Consider the following 14,208-nt stretch of genomic DNA (forward strand, 5'->3'; position numbering starts at 1 on the left):
ATGCTACTCGGCGCTGCTGACCAGCCGGATGCGCGGCGCAGCGATGTCGATCAGGCGGCGATAGGCCGCGAGATAGTCGAGCGCCATCCGGCGCGCGGTGAAGCGTCGCTCGAACTGCGCGCGCACGCGGGCGCGGCTCAGCTCGGGCAGGCGACTGACGGCCGCTACCGCGCTGAGCTCGTCCTCGACGATGAAGCCGGTCACACCGTCGTCGATCACTTCGGGAACCGAGCCGCGGTTGTAGGCGATCACGGGCGTGCCGCAGGCCATCGATTCGATCATCACCAGGCCGAACGGCTCCGGCCAATCGATCGGCAACAGCAGGCCGAGCGCGCCGGACAGGAACTCCGGCTTCTCGTGATCGCTGATCTCGCCGATGAACTCGACGAGCGGATTGCCGTGAATCAAGGGACGGATCGTCTGCTCATAATAGTCTTGGTCGGCGCGATCGATCTTGGCCGCGATCTTCAGCGGAATCCCGCAGCGCATCGCGATCTTGATGGCACGGTCGACACCCTTTTCCGGGGCGATGCGTCCGAGCACGGCGAGATAGCTCGGCGTCACCGGCCTGGGCACCAGGAGCGTTGCGGGCAGTCCATGCAGCACGGTGCGCACCCAGTTCGCATTCGGAACCGGCCGGCGCTGCGAGTCCGAGATCGAAACGACGGGAACATCCTTGAAGACCGAGAACACCGGCTGGTGCTCCGGAAGATCGAGCCTGCCGTGCAAGGTGGTCAGGAACGGTGTGGGTTGCCGGTGGAACAGGGAGAACGGGTAGTAGTCGAGGTGGAAGTGCAGAATGTCGAACTGTTCGTCGTCGCATTGCTGCCGCACGTTTTCGAGCATCACCATGTGCAGCGCGTTCGGATCCCTCACCGAGCCGTCGAGGCGCAGAGCTTTTGGCCATGTCGGAGAGAGCTTCGCCGAGGTCTGAGAATCTCCGCTGGCGAACAGGGTGACGTCGTGTCCGAGGGCAACGAGTTCTTCGGTCAACCAATGGACGACCCGCTCAGTGCCGCCGTAGAGCTTCGGAGGCACGGCCTCCGTCAATGGAGCTATTTGCGCAATGCGCATCTCATCGTCTCCTGTTCGTGACCGATCATGGATGAATCCCCAATGGCACCGGCACTGCCACAGCGGGAACGTTGTCGCATGTGCGAAGTTCCATTCACGCGATCACTCTTTCTTCGACACAACGTGTTCCGTGCCGTCTCATTGATGCCATCCCCGCTCTCCAACGCTGCTGCCGCGGCATCGTCGGAGGGCAGGTTTGCGCCGCGAAGGCGCACGGAACCCGAGAAACCGTTCGTCGTTCATCTGGCCGCATCAGGTGTCGCCACGACCTCGCTCATCAACGGGAAGACCATGGATCAGCTTTCTGGCTACGCGCACCGCCCCTTTCCCTTCGTGATGCGCTATCTGCGCAAGCGCCCCACCGCCCACCTCGTGATTCTGATGGCCGTCATCGGTGCGGTTGCCTGTTCGGTAGGCACGCAATATGGCGTGAAATCCCTCGTCGACAGCCTCTCGGCAGGGCCTGCGGGCGGCGGCAACGTCTGGGCCGCGTTCGTGCTGCTGATGGCGCTGATCGCGACCGACAACATTCTTTGGCGTGTCGCCAGCTGGATCGCGAGCTTCACCTTCGTCCGTGTCACCGGAGATCTCCGGCGCGACATCTTCCGTCATCTCACCGGGCATTCGCCGAGCTATTTCGGCGACCGTTTGCCCGGCATGCTGTCGAGCCGCATCACGGCGACGTCGAACGCCGTGTTCACCGTGGAGAACATGTTCGTCTGGAACGTCTTGCCGCCATGCCTCGCCACCGTCGCGGCGATCTGCCTGATCGGAACCGTGAGCGGCCCGATGGCCATCGGCCTGCTGCTGATCGCGGCGATGATGGTGGCGGCGATGTTCCGTCTGGCGGCCGCCGGCAAGCCGCTGCATGACGATTTCGCCGACAAGGCGGCCATGGTCGACGGCGAGATGGTCGACGTGATCTCGAACATGCCGCTGGTGCGCGCGTTCTGCGGCCTGCGCCACGAGCACGACCGGTTCGACGCGACGGTCGACAGGGAGTTGGAGGCACGCGGGCGCAGTCTCCGCTACCTCGAAAAGCTGCGCATTCTGCACGCGACGGTGACGATCGTGCTGACGATCGCGCTCATGGCGTGGGCGATCTCGCTGTGGCAGCGGGGCGGGGCGACGACCGGCGACGTCGTGCTGGTCTGCACGCTCGGCCTCTGCATTCTCAACGCGACGCGGGATCTGGCGGTGGCGCTGGTCGATGTCACCCAGCACGTGGCGCGCATGAGCGAGGCGATCGCGACCCTGCTGCAGCCGCACGAGCTGCGCGATGACCCGCAGGCCGAGCCGCTGGTCAAGAGCGGTGCGGCCATCGCCTTCGACAACATCACCTTCCACTATCCTGGCGGTCACAAGCTGTTCGAGAATTTCACGCTGCGCCTGCAGCCAGGCCAGCGCGTGGGCCTGGTTGGGCAGTCCGGCGGCGGCAAGTCGAGCCTGTTCACGCTGCTGCAACGGTTCTATGATCCGCAAGCCGGGCACATCAGGATCGACGGCCAGGACATCGCCAAGGTCACCCAGCAGAGCCTGCGCGAGGCGATCTCGGTGGTTCCGCAGGACATCTCGCTGTTTCATCGCTCCATTCTGGAGAATATTCGCTACGGACGTCCGAGTGCGACCGACGACGAGGTGTTGCGGGCGGCGATCGCGGCGCGCTGCGACTTCGTCGAGACGCTGCCGGAAGGATTGCAGACGATGGTCGGGGATCGCGGCGTCAAGCTGTCGGGCGGGCAGCGCCAGCGCATCGCGATCGCGCGCGCCTTCCTCAAGGATGCGCCGATCCTTCTGCTCGACGAGGCCACCGCCGCGCTCGACAGCGAGTCCGAGGAGGCCATCCGTGAGGCGTTGAGTCGTCTGATGCGCGGCCGCACCGTCATCGCGATCGCGCATCGCCTTGCGACCTTGCGGAACTTTGACCGCGTGGTGGTGCTGAGATCGGGCAGGATCATCGAGGACGGCGCGCCTGACCGGCTGATGCAGGACGAGGGCCCGTATCGTGAGCTCGTCACCCAGGAGATGAACCGGCTCGCCAAGTTCGCCGCCTGATCGTAGCGTCGGGTCGCGTCGAGAATGTGCACTCTCGGTTGTCTGGGCACTTCAACATCGCATGAGGCCAACATGTCCGCCGAAGTCGCAAGCACACTGTCGTTGATCACCCAGACGGACGAGCCTGCCGAGCAGCCGTTCTATATTCCCATGACGGGGCCGGCGTCCCGGCCGCGGCGCTCGCTCAAGCACGACGATACGTTCATCGTCCTCGACGGCCATGGCGACATCGGCGCCTCGGCCGGCGGACCGGACGGTCTCTTCAACGCCGATACGCGCTATCTCGCGCGGCTCGAATTGACGCTGGACGACGTTCAGCCCCTGCTGCTCGGCTCGAGCCTGCGCGACGACAACTCCGCGCTGACCGTCGATCTCACCAATCCCGACATCTACAGCCAGGGCCGCCTGGTGCTGCCGAAGGATATGCTGCACATCGTGCGCACGATCTTTCTCTGGCATGGCACGGCCTATCAGCGCATCGGGCTGCAGAACCATGGCGATCGCCATGCCAGCTTCGATCTCAAGCTGACATTCGACAATGATTTTGCCGACCTTTTCGAGGTGCGAGGCACCGTGCGGCCGCGGCGCGGCATCGGCTCGAGCCGGCTGGTGGAACCGTCCGAGGTGGTCCTGCACTATCGCGGCCTGGACAATGTCCTGCGCACCACCGACGTGAGCTTCGATCCGCGTCCGACGCATCTCACCGTCAATGTCGCAACCTATCATTTCGACCTTGCCCCGCAGGAATCGGCCTCGCTGTTCGTGGCCGTGATGTGCAACGCCAAGGCCGGCGAGCGGCCCCGGCCCTTCTTCCGCAGCCTGCTCGCCCATCGCCGAGAGATGCGCCGATGCACCGTTGGCGCCGCCAGCATCGAGACCTCCAACGACATCCTCAACGAGGTGCTGTGCCAGGCAGCGGCCGATCTGAACATCCTGATGACGGATACGCCGGAGGGGCGTTATCCCTATGCCGGCATTCCCTGGTATTCGACCACATTCGGTCGCGACGGGCTGATCACCGCGATGCAGATGCTGTGGGTCGATCCGCGCATTGCCCGCGGCGTCCTGCGCCGGCTCGCCGTGCATCAGGCGCGCACGACCGATCCGCTGTCCGATGCCGAGCCCGGCAAGATCCTGCACGAGATGCGCGGCGGCGAGATGGCGGCGCTGCGTGAGGTGCCGTTCGGCTGCTATTATGGCAGCGTCGATTCCACGCCGCTGTTCGTGCTGCTCGCCGGGCTCTATATCGAGCGCACCGGCGACATCGACACCCTGAGGGAGCTATGGCCGGCGATCGAGCTGGCGTTGCGCTGGATCGACGGCCCCGGCGATCCCGATCGCGATGGCTTCGTGGAATATCAGCGCGCCTCCGAGCAGGGTCTCGCCAACCAGGGCTGGAAGGACTCCTACGACGCGGTGTTCCATGCCGATGGACGTCTCGCGGAAGGTTACATCGCGCTTGCGGAGGTGCAGGGCTATGTGTTTGCCGGCAAGCAGCTGGCGGCGCGTTGCGCCCGCCGGCTCGGCAAGGCCGAGATGGCGGACCGGCTCCAGGCCGAGGCCGCTGATCTCGCGGAACGGTTCGAGGACGCCTTCTGGTGCGAGGATCTGAACACCTATGCGCTCGCGCTCGACGGCCACAAGCAGCCCTGCCGCGTCCGGACGTCCAACGCCGGGCAGCTGCTGTTCAGCGGCATGGTACGCGAGGATCGCGCCCGCAAGCTTGCCGCCGAACTGCTGCGGCCGCATTTCTTCTCGGGCTGGGGCATCCGCACCGTCGCCTGCGGCGAAGCGCGCTACAATCCGATGTCCTATCACGACGGATCGATCTGGCCGCACGACAACGCGCTGATTGCGCTGGGCCTGTCGCGCTATGGCCTCAAGCATGCGGTCGAGCAGGTGTTCGGCGGCCTGTTCGAAGCCGCGTCCTACATGGATCTGCGCCGGCTGCCGGAGCTGTTCTGCGGCTTCCGGCGCGAAAAGCATCGCGGCCCGACGCTCTATCCGGTGGCCTGCGCGCCGCAGGCCTGGGCCAGCGCGACGCCGTTCACCTTGCTCGAGGCGGCGCTCGGGCTCGAGTTCGACGCCGCGCGCGGCGAGATCCGTCTGCGCAATCCGCGGCTGCCCGCCTTCCTGGACTGGGTGGTGCTGCGCGATCTCAGGCTCGGCAGCTCGACGATCGACCTGCGCATTCGCCGCCATGGCGAGGACATCTCCATGGAGGTGCTGCGGCGGCGCGGTCAGATCCAGGTCTCGCTGGTGCTGGCGCAATGATGGCGTTGAAACCCACTCTCCACCGAGCTGCTTGCGGCTGTCTCGTCACGCTGCCGTTGCTCATCGGTCCGTATGTCGGCGACGGGCATGCGCAGCAGCCGTCGCCGGCACCGCCTGCCAAGGATGCCGCGGCGCCCGCGAAGGAGCCGGCACCGCCGCCCTCGGTCACCATCCTCGGCGCGCGCGATGCGCATGGCGTGCTCGGTCGCGACGTGCGCAGCTCGACCGGCGAGGACATGGGCCACATCGTCGACGTCATCGTCGATTCCACCGGCACGGTGCGAGCCGCGGTGATCGATTTCGGCGGCTTCCTCGGTGTCGGCAGCCGCAAGATCGTGGTCGACTGGACCGCGCTCGACTTCAAGCACATCGCCGAGAAGAGCGACCAGGTCACGCTCGACCTCACCAAGGAGCAGGTGAAGGCCGCGCCCGAATACAAGGAGGACAAGGCCGTCGTCGTGCTCGGCGCGTCCGGCAAGCTGTCACCCTGGGATTTCGATCATTGAGTTGATGTGTGCGATTGCCGGTCCGGCCTGCGCGTGCAGCGGAACACGGTGGGGATGTTCTGTCCCGTCAGCCTCATGAGTTGAGATGTGAGAGCCATGCCGATTGCACGGCCGTCGAGATCGCCTGACCGGGAGCCCGAGCCTGACCGCGCGGCAGAGGCGGGCGCGCGTCCGGATGCCGGGCAGGATCATGGCCAGTCGACTGCGAGACCGGCGCCGTCGCGGCAGAGCCTGCGCGGGCTGGACTGGTTCATCTTCTTCCTGGCCGACGTGCAGACCGGCTTCGGTCCCTTCATCGCGGTCTATCTGACGACGCAGAAATGGACGCAGGCGCAGATCGGCCTCGTGCTGTCGATCGGCGGCATCGTCGGGCTGATCGGGCAGATGCCGGGCGGCGCGATCATCGATGCGGCCAGATCCGAGCGCCGCGTCGCCGGCCTTGCCATCGCGGCCATCGGCGGCTGCGCGCTGGCCTATGCGGCTTGGCCGATCTTTCCCGTGGTCGCGGCTGCCGCAACGTTGCATGCGGCGGCGAGCTGCGTGCTGGGACCCGCGATCGCGGCGATCAGCCTCGGCCTGGTCGGGCCGCGCGGCATGGCGGAGCGGCTCGGCCGCAATGCGCGGTTCGCGTCGCTCGGCAATGGTGTGGCCGCGGCCGTGATGGGCACCTGCGGCTATCTGCTGTCCAGCCGCGCCGTGTTCCTGGTCACCTTCATTCTCGCCTTTCCGACGCTGATCGCGTTGTCGCGAATCCGCGAGCGCGAGATCGACGTCGCGCGGGCGCACGGCCGGGCCGATCACGAGGACAAGGAGGTCGCGCGGCTGTCGAATCTGCTCGGCCTGCTGCGCCAGCGCGCGCTGCTCGTGTTCGCGCTCGGCGTGTTCCTGCTGCAACTCGCCAATGCGGCGATGCTGCCGCTGATGGCCGGCGTGGTGACGACGAAATCGAGCGAATGGGCGCCGATGTTGATCGCGTTCTGCATCGTGGTGCCGCAGGCGATCGTGGCGCTGACCTCGCCCTCGGTCGGCGCGGTCGCGCAGCAATGGGGCCGCAGGCCGCTGCTGATGCTCGGGTTTGCCGCGCTCGCGATGCGCGGCGCGCTGTTCGCGGTCGTGCACGATCCCTACGTGCTGGTGGCGGTGCAGATCTTCGACGGCGTCACGGCGGCCGTGTTCGCCGTCATGATTCCGCTGACGGTGGCCGACGTCGCCTTCGGCAGCGGGCATTTCAATCTGGCGCAGGGAATCGTCGGGACGGCGTCCGGAATCGGCGGATCGCTGTCCACCGTCGTCGCCGGCTTCGCCAGCGACCGCTACGGCAGCGCCACCGCCTTCATCGGTCTGTCGGGCGTGGCGCTGACAGGTCTTCTTCTGATCGCGCTGCTGATGCCCGAGACCGGGCACCGCCGGCGCAGGGCGTGAACGGGCAGGGCGCCTCAGGCGTCCATGCTGCGCAGGCGCTGGCGGTTGCGCAGCACGATCTGGCGGGCACCGGAGAAGCCGAGAACGCCCTGGCTGTGCAACTGCGACAGCGCGCGCGACACGGTCTCCAGGGTCAGGCCGAGATAGTCGCCGATATCGCGGCGGCACATCGGCAGCGCCATCATGCCGGCGACGGCGAGGCGGCGGTCCATCTCGAGCAGGAAGGTCGCGACGCGCTCCATCGCGGTCTTGCGGCCCAGCAGCAGCATGTGGTCCTCGGCATGGCGGAGATCGCCGGCCGTCATGGTCCAGAGCTTGCGGGCGACCGCGACGTCGACGCCTGCGGCCTGTTCGAGGCTGCGGCGTTTCACCAGGCGCACGGTGGTATCGATGATGGCCTCGGCGGCGAGGCGATGCATGGAGCCGAATTCGAGGCCGAAAACGTCACCGGGAAGATGGAAGGCGCCGATCTGGCGGCGGCCGTCGGAGAGCAGCTTGTAGCTGCGAACCGCGCCGGAGATCACCTGGTAGACGTACTCGGCCGGCTCGTCCTCGCCATAGATCTCCTCGTCCTTCTTGTAGGAGAACTCGCTGGCGATGAGCCCGGCATGGCCGGTGATCTCGGCAAAGGGATTGGCGGCAGGAGAGACGACAGGAGAGGGGACGGCGTGGGGGGCGTTGGTGCTGACGACCGAATTGGTAATCGACTGATTGAGCATGACCATCTCCTTGCGGCGGATGGCGATGTGGTACACGGCGGCTCCCGTTAAGGACATTTCGGCCGTTATCTTAAGGGGGGTTCCTTACGTAGATATACGTAGCCGGCCCGCTCAGGAGATGCGCTGGGCGGTACCCGAATGGTCGTTGGCGATCGCCTTGCGGATCCGCTTCACCAGATTGTCGTCGAGCAGCGGCTTGAGCAGGAAATCCTGGATCCCGACGGCCGCCGCGCGCGCCGCAAGCCGGTCATCGTAGTGCCCCGTGATCAGCACCACCGGCGCGGTCGCCCCCTGCTTGCGCAACCGTTCGGCGAGCTCGACGCCGTTGATCTCCGGCATCTTGTAGTCGACCACGAAGCAGTCGACGGGCGCGTGGTCCGAGGCCTTGAGCAGCGCGGTGCCGCTGCGAAACGTGCGCACGTCGAAGCCATCGGCCTCCAGCAGGAAGCGCAGCGAGCCGAGGACGTCAGCATCGTCGTCGGCTACGTAGACCGTAGGTTTTGTGTGAGCCGACATCGCACGTGCCGCGAGAATGTGATGTTGAACCGAGGCGCAAGATAACACTCGATTCTGTCAAGGTAGCTTGATCTAGCTCAATCCTTCAGCGCGCCTGCGCGCATCGCCAGACGCACCAGCTCGGAGAGGCTGTTCGCTCCCATCTTGGTCATCACGTTGGCCCTGTAGACCTCGATGGTGCGCGGACTGATGTCGTATTCGCGCGCGATCAGCTTGTTGGAGAGACCGGCCATCAGTCCATCCATTACCTGGCGCTCCCGGGGGCTCAGGCTGGCGACGCGGGCCAGGATGTCCTGCGTGACCGATTCGTTCTTCGCGGCCGGCTCGGCCTGCTGGATTGCCGTTTCGATCATGGCGACCAGTCGCTCGTCCTCGAACGGCTTCTCCAGAAAATCGACCGCGCCGAGCTTCATCGCCTCGACCGCGAGCGGCACGTCGCCATGGCCGGTCATCACCAGGATCGGAAAGCTGCTGCCGGCGGCCTTCATGCGCTTGAGCAGCTCGATGCCGTCGATGCCGGGCATCCGCACGTCCGAGACGACGCAGCCGAAAGGGAGCATCGGCAGTCGGCCGAGAAAGACCTCCGCGTTCTCGAACAGCGTGACGTCAAAGCCTGATGAATCGAGCAGGAAGTTGAGCGAATCCCGCATCGCCTCGTCGTCGTCGATCACATAGACCTTGGCCCGTTCAGCCATCGTGCTCAACCTTGGTGGAGGCCGCGGGCAGGGTGAAGCGGAACGTCGCGCCTCCCGCTTCGTTGTTCTCGGCCCACATGCGCCCGCCATGGGCCTCGATGATGGACCGGCTGATCGAGAGGCCGACTCCCATTCCGGTGTCCTTGGTGGTGAAGAAGGTCTTGAAGAGATTGGGCATGACGTCGTCGTGGAATCCCGTTCCGGTGTCGGATACCGAGACCTCGATCAAGTCGTCGCTGAGTCTGCAATTTGTCGCACTGAGCTCGCGGCGTTCGGAATGAGCCATCGCCTCGAGTCCATTGCGGAACAGATTGACCAGGACCTGCTGGATCTGGACCCGGTCGGCGAGCACGAGATCGGCCTCCGGATTGAGTTGAAAGCGCAACTGGACGTTCTGCTCGCGGGCGCCGGAAAGGCCGAGGGCGCCGGCTTCCTCGATCAGCTTCGACAGGCTCTCGACCCGCTTCTCCGATTCGCCGCGCGAGACGAAATCGCGCAGACGGCGGATGATCTGGCCGGCGCGAATTGCCTGCTCGGCGGCGCGGTCCATCGCGCTCTCGATCTTGGGCGTGTTCGGATCACTGCTGCCGGCCAGCAGCCGGCGCGAGCCTTTCATGTAATTGCTGATCGCGGCGAGCGGCTGGTTCAGCTCATGCGCCAGCGCCGAGGCCATCTCGCCCATGGCGCTGAGGCGCGACACGTGGACCAGTTCCGACTGCAGTTCCCGCAGCCGTGCCTGGGTCTGCTGATGCTCGGTGAGATCATGGGCGAAGCCGGTGAAATAGGGCTTGCCGCCGGACTGCATCTCGCCGATCGACAGATGCATCGGGAATGTCGTGCCGTCGCGGCGGCGGCCGGTCACGATGCGGCCGATGCCGATGATGCGGCGCTCGCGACTGGCATGGTAGCGGGTGAGGTAGCCGGCATGGCGCGAGCGGTCCGGCTCGGGCATCAATTCGCTGACGTCAAGGCCGACCGCTTCTGCCTCGGTGAGGCCGAACATCCGCTCCGCCGCGGAGCTGAAGAACTGGATCGTGCCGCTGCCGTCGATCACGATCATCGCGTCCGGCACGGTGTCCAGGATCGAGCGGAAATGCTGCTCGCGCAGCCGCAGCGTCTCCTCCAGCCGCTTCTCCTGGTCGATGTCGAGGGCGATGCCGCGCAGATGATGCGGCGCGCCGGCCTCGTCGGGGACCACGCCGGCAAGCACGCGAATCCAGTGGCCGCCGCCGGACACCTTGAACGACATGTCGAACCCGGTGCTCCGATGGCGCGAATCCTCGATCGCCGCCTCGACCGGCGCGCGATCCTCGGGCGCGAGCAGCGCCAGGAAGGACCCGTAGGTCACCGGCTGATCGGCCGCCACGCCGAACAGCTTCCGCGTCGTCACCGACCAGTAGAACTCGCCCGAGGCCAGATCGAGATCCCACGCGCCGAAGCCCAGCCTCCGAGCGTCCTCGGGAGCGTCGTCGAGCCTGGCGGATGCATCCGGGAAGGGGTGGGTGAAGTCGCGCAATTCGAGGCCTTTGATCGATTCGCCGTTGTCCGATTCGCCGTTGCCGCCGCGGCCGGGAGGCCGACCACCGCGGTATCCTATACCAGATTGCGCCCCTGCAACCCGGCCCGACTTAAACTTTGGTTCGACAATTCAAGGCTTTCTCCGATCCTGGGCCGGGTTCCAACGGTGTCCTGCCGCCCGTGCTTCACCGCCGCACCTTGATCTATCTCATCACGGCAGGTGATTTCACCTCTAAGAGCTGCATGGAAGCAATGTTTGGAGAGGCGGGATGACGTTCGCGACTGTCATGGTGAGCCTTGCGCTCAGTCAGCCGAATGAGGCCCGCCTTCAGGTCGCGGCCGACTTGGCGGCGCGCTTTGACGCAGGTGTCATCGGCGTGGCGGCCGCGGAATTCGCGCCGCCGCTGTATTTCACGACCGGCGAGCAGGCGCAGGATCTGATCGAGCAGGGTGAGGCCGCGCTGCGGAATCGACTGGCCGAGCTCGAGCAGCAGTTCCGCACCGCAGTGGGTGACCGGGCTGCGTCGTTGAGCTGGCGCAGCGCCGTGGATTTCCCCGCGCGCTACGTGCTGGCGCAGGCCCGTGCCGCCGACATTCTCGTCACCGGCGGCGTGCCGCCCGGGGTGTCCGATGCGTTCGCGGTGGCCAATCCCAAGGATCTCGTCATGCAGGCCGGGCGCCCGCTGCTCGTGGTGCCGGACAACGTCAGCAGCCTCGATCTCGGGACCGTGCTGGTGGCCTGGAAGGAGACACCGGAGGCGCGCCGCGCTTTGACCGATGCCCTGCCGCTGCTCGCCAAGGCGAGCGGCGTCGTGGTCGCCGAGATCCCGGAGACCGCCTCGGAATATGACGCCTGCGCGGCGCGTCTTGCGGACGTCGTCGCATGGCTCGGCCGTCACAAGATCGTCGCATCGGCGCGCGTCGCGGAGCCGGGGCAGGGGCGCAACGTTGCGGCTACGCTCGACGCCGTCGCCACCGATGTTTCGGCCGGTCTCGTCGTGGCGGGCGCCTATGGCCATTCCCGATTCCGCGAGCTCGTGCTCGGCGGGGTCACCGAGCATCTGATGACGCGCAGCGAGCGTTGTGTTCTGCTGTCGCACTGAAATTCGACCCGCTCCATTCGAGAACAGGATTGCCGCCTTGTACAGATTTCTCGAGGAAACCGCCGGCAACTACATGACGCGGAACGTCACGACCGTGACCCGGGAGACGACGATCCGCGAGCTCGGCGAGATGTTCGACCGCGACGATTTCAACACCTACCCCGTCGTCGAGAACGACGAGGTGATCGGCATCGTCACCAAGTTCGACGTGCTGAAATGCTTTGCCTTCACGCCGAATCAGATGCTGCCGCGCTACAGCGACCTGATGAACCGGACGGTCGCCGACGTGATGACGTCCGAGTTCATCTACGTCAGGCCGGATACGAAGCTGACGCGCGTGCTGCAACTGATGGTCGAGCATCGCATCCGCAGCCTTCCCGTGACCGATGCCGACAACCGCGTGGTCGGGATCGTGGCGCGCGAGGACATCGTGCGAGCGCTGGCGGCTGCCGCCAAGGATTGAGCGCGGCGCGCTGAGTCCGAAGCCTGCTACGAACGTCTAATGACGGCCGGCATGCATCGCTGCATGCCGGCCGTCGCCGTGTCTGCGAGCGAAACCGCGTCGTCGTGCAACACTCTGCCTGTTTACCGGCGAACTGGTCGCAAAGTTGATTTCGATCAATTCCACGTGTGAACGATTGTGGTTGCTGGGCTCGTGTTCTTTCAGCGAGATTCCGCATGAGCGCGTCCTCATCCACAAAATCCATGACCATCGGCGAAAGTGGCTTGTCGCTCACTTTTGCCGTCACCGCCTTCCTGTGCGTCTTCGCTGCGGCGAAGGCACTGGATACGGCCTTCGCGTTCCACGCCTCGCTCGCGGCTGCCGCCAGCGCGGCGTCCGTCTTCTTCATCCTCAACCGCTACTTCGAGCGCGGCGAGCTGCCGCCGCAGGAGATCAATGGTCGGCCGAACTACAATCTCGGTCCGATCAAGTTCGCCTCGTTCATGTCGATGTTCTGGGGCATCGCCGGCTTCACGGTCGGCCTCATCATCGCCTCGCAACTGGCCTGGCCCGCGCTGAACTTCGACCTGCCATGGACCAGCTTCGGCCGCCTGCGGCCGCTGCATACCTCGGCGGTGATCTTCGCCTTCGGCGGCAACGTGCTGCTGGCGACGTCGTTCTACGTCGTGCAGCGGACCTGCCGCGTGCGTCTCGCCGGTGATCTCGCGCCCTGGTTCGTGGTGATCGGCTACAACTTCTTCATCCTGATCGCGGGCACGGGCTATCTGCTCGGTGTCACCGAGGGCAAGGAGTACGCCGAGCCCGAATGGTACTCGGATCTTTGGCTGACGATCGTCTGGGTGGTCTACCTGCTGGTCTTCCTGACGACGATCATCAAGCGCAAGGAGCCGCACATCTTCGTGGCGAACTGGTTCTATCTTGCCTTCATCGTCACGATCGCGGTTCTGCACCTCGGCAACAATCCGGCGCTTCCGGTGTCGCTGTTCGGCTCCAAGTCCTACATCGCCTGGGGTGGCGTGCAGGATGCGATGTTCCAGTGGTGGTACGGCCACAACGCGGTCGGCTTCTTCCTGACCGCCGGCTTCCTGGCCATCATGTACTACTTCATCCCGAAGCGGGCTGAGCGTCCGATCTACTCGTATCGGCTGTCGATCATCCACTTCTGGGCGCTGATCTTCCTCTACATCTGGGCCGGCCCGCACCATCTGCACTATACGGCGCTGCCGGACTGGACGCAGACCCTGGGCATGACCTTCTCGATCATGCTGTGGATGCCATCCTGGGGCGGCATGATCAACGGCCTGATGACTCTGTCGGGAGCGTGGGACAAGCTGCGGACGGACCCCGTGCTGCGCATGCTGGTCGTCTCGGTCGCCTTCTACGGCATGTCGACCTTCGAAGGTCCGATGATGTCGATCAAGGTGGTCAACTCGCTCAGCCACTACACCGACTGGACCATCGGTCACGTGCACTCCGGTGCGCTCGGCTGGGTCGGCTTCGTCTCCTTCGGCGCGCTGTACTGCCTGGTGCCGTGGATCTGGAACCGCAAGGGTCTCTATAGCCTCAAGCTCGTGAACTGGCACTTCTGGACGGCCACGCTGGGCATCGTGCTCTACATCTCCGCGATGTGGGTCTCGGGCATCCTGCAGGGTCTGATGTGGCGGTCCTACACGGCGCTCGGCTTCCTCGAATACTCGTTCATCGAGACCGTCGAGGCGATGCACCCCTTCTACATCATCCGTGCCGCTGGTGGCGCACTGTTCCTGATCGGCTCACTCATCATGGCCTACAATCTCTGGATGACGGTCCGTGTCGGTGAGGAAGAAGTTCAGTCGCCCGTCGCCCTTCAGCCGGCGGAGTGAG

General features: G+C 65.4%; 12 protein-coding genes. 7 read left to right on the forward strand and 5 right to left on the reverse strand.

Annotated features, from left to right (window positions below):
• Positions 1 to 3: 3 nt before the first annotated feature.
• Complete coding sequence (locus QX041_RS01425; RefSeq protein ID WP_315715691.1) at positions 4 to 1,074, reverse strand: glycosyltransferase family 4 protein; 1,071 nt, start codon at positions 1,072 to 1,074, stop codon at positions 4 to 6.
• 291 nt (positions 1,075 to 1,365) lie between these two features.
• Here QX041_RS01425 and QX041_RS01430 point away from each other — a divergent pair, with 291 nt between their 5' ends.
• The 4 genes from QX041_RS01430 (at position 1,366) to QX041_RS01445 (ending at position 7,331) form a co-directional block, all read left to right on the forward strand.
• A complete protein-coding gene (locus QX041_RS01430; RefSeq protein ID WP_316164324.1) occupies positions 1,366 to 3,129 on the forward strand; it encodes an ABC transporter ATP-binding protein in 1,764 nt (587 codons plus the stop codon).
• A gap of 72 nt (positions 3,130 to 3,201) precedes the next feature.
• Positions 3,202 to 5,403 carry an amylo-alpha-1,6-glucosidase gene (locus QX041_RS01435; RefSeq protein WP_316164325.1) on the forward strand — a complete coding sequence of 734 codons (2,202 nt, stop codon included), beginning with the start codon at positions 3,202 to 3,204 and terminating at the stop codon, positions 5,401 to 5,403.
• Entirely contained in the window at positions 5,403 to 5,909 is a 507-nt protein-coding gene (locus tag QX041_RS01440; protein ID WP_410051855.1) for a PRC-barrel domain-containing protein, read from the forward strand. Before QX041_RS01435 ends, QX041_RS01440 begins: the two co-directional genes overlap by 1 nt.
• 96 nt (positions 5,910 to 6,005) lie before the next feature.
• On the forward strand, positions 6,006 to 7,331 hold the full coding sequence (locus QX041_RS01445) for an MFS transporter (protein WP_316164326.1): 1,326 nt from the start codon (positions 6,006 to 6,008) through the stop codon (positions 7,329 to 7,331).
• Positions 7,332 to 7,345: 14 nt separating this feature from the next.
• Here QX041_RS01445 and QX041_RS01450 read toward each other — a convergent pair whose 3' ends face one another.
• From QX041_RS01450 to fixL, 4 genes are all read right to left on the reverse strand, one after another.
• Positions 7,346 to 8,050 carry a helix-turn-helix domain-containing protein gene (locus tag QX041_RS01450; protein ID WP_315715816.1) on the reverse strand — a complete coding sequence of 235 codons (705 nt, stop codon included), beginning with the start codon at positions 8,048 to 8,050 and terminating at the stop codon, positions 7,346 to 7,348.
• Between the two features lie 111 nt (positions 8,051 to 8,161).
• Positions 8,162 to 8,566 carry a response regulator gene (locus QX041_RS01455; RefSeq protein ID WP_316164327.1) on the reverse strand — a complete coding sequence of 135 codons (405 nt, stop codon included), beginning with the start codon at positions 8,564 to 8,566 and terminating at the stop codon, positions 8,162 to 8,164.
• Positions 8,567 to 8,643: 77 nt separating this feature from the next.
• Positions 8,644 to 9,261, reverse strand: a complete 618-nt coding sequence (gene fixJ / locus QX041_RS01460; protein WP_315715698.1) for a response regulator FixJ — start codon at positions 9,259 to 9,261, stop codon at positions 8,644 to 8,646.
• A complete protein-coding gene (gene fixL, locus QX041_RS01465; protein WP_409998690.1) occupies positions 9,254 to 10,777 on the reverse strand; it encodes a sensor protein FixL in 1,524 nt (507 codons plus the stop codon). The genes fixJ and fixL overlap by 8 nt, the downstream gene beginning before the upstream one ends.
• Positions 10,778 to 11,048: 271 nt before the next feature.
• Between fixL and QX041_RS01470 the strand changes: the two genes are divergently transcribed.
• From QX041_RS01470 to ccoN, 3 genes are all read left to right on the forward strand, one after another.
• A complete protein-coding gene (locus QX041_RS01470; RefSeq protein WP_316164328.1) occupies positions 11,049 to 11,882 on the forward strand; it encodes a universal stress protein in 834 nt (277 codons plus the stop codon).
• A gap of 37 nt (positions 11,883 to 11,919) precedes the next feature.
• Entirely contained in the window at positions 11,920 to 12,345 is a 426-nt protein-coding gene (locus QX041_RS01475) for an HPP family protein (RefSeq protein ID WP_315715700.1), read from the forward strand.
• Positions 12,346 to 12,560: 215 nt separating this feature from the next.
• Entirely contained in the window at positions 12,561 to 14,207 is a 1,647-nt protein-coding gene (gene ccoN / locus QX041_RS01480) for a cytochrome-c oxidase, cbb3-type subunit I (protein ID WP_316164329.1), read from the forward strand.
• Position 14,208: the final 1 nt, after the last annotated feature.

Origin of the sequence: Bradyrhizobium sp. SZCCHNRI2009 (genome assembly GCF_032485115.1) — a bacterium.
Lineage (GTDB): Bacteria > Pseudomonadota > Alphaproteobacteria > Rhizobiales > Xanthobacteraceae > Bradyrhizobium.

Bases quoted from the DNA above. Each gene is read 5' to 3' on its own strand.
- QX041_RS01425 (WP_315715691.1), bottom strand. From the start codon at position 1,074: ATGCGCATTGCGCAAATAGCTCCATTGACGGAGGCCGTGCCTCCGAAG.
- QX041_RS01430 (WP_316164324.1), top strand. From the start codon at position 1,366: ATGGATCAGCTTTCTGGCTACGCGCACCGCCCCTTTCCCTTCGTGATG.
- QX041_RS01435 (WP_316164325.1), top strand. From the start codon at position 3,202: ATGTCCGCCGAAGTCGCAAGCACACTGTCGTTGATCACCCAGACGGAC.
- QX041_RS01440 (WP_410051855.1), top strand. From the start codon at position 5,403: ATGGCGTTGAAACCCACTCTCCACCGAGCTGCTTGCGGCTGTCTCGTC.
- QX041_RS01445 (WP_316164326.1), top strand. From the start codon at position 6,006: ATGCCGATTGCACGGCCGTCGAGATCGCCTGACCGGGAGCCCGAGCCT.
- QX041_RS01450 (WP_315715816.1), bottom strand. From the start codon at position 8,050: ATGCTCAATCAGTCGATTACCAATTCGGTCGTCAGCACCAACGCCCCC.
- QX041_RS01455 (WP_316164327.1), bottom strand. From the start codon at position 8,566: ATGTCGGCTCACACAAAACCTACGGTCTACGTAGCCGACGACGATGCT.
- fixJ (WP_315715698.1), bottom strand. From the start codon at position 9,261: ATGGCTGAACGGGCCAAGGTCTATGTGATCGACGACGACGAGGCGATG.
- QX041_RS01470 (WP_316164328.1), top strand. From the start codon at position 11,049: ATGACGTTCGCGACTGTCATGGTGAGCCTTGCGCTCAGTCAGCCGAAT.
- ccoN (WP_316164329.1), top strand. From the start codon at position 12,561: ATGAGCGCGTCCTCATCCACAAAATCCATGACCATCGGCGAAAGTGGC.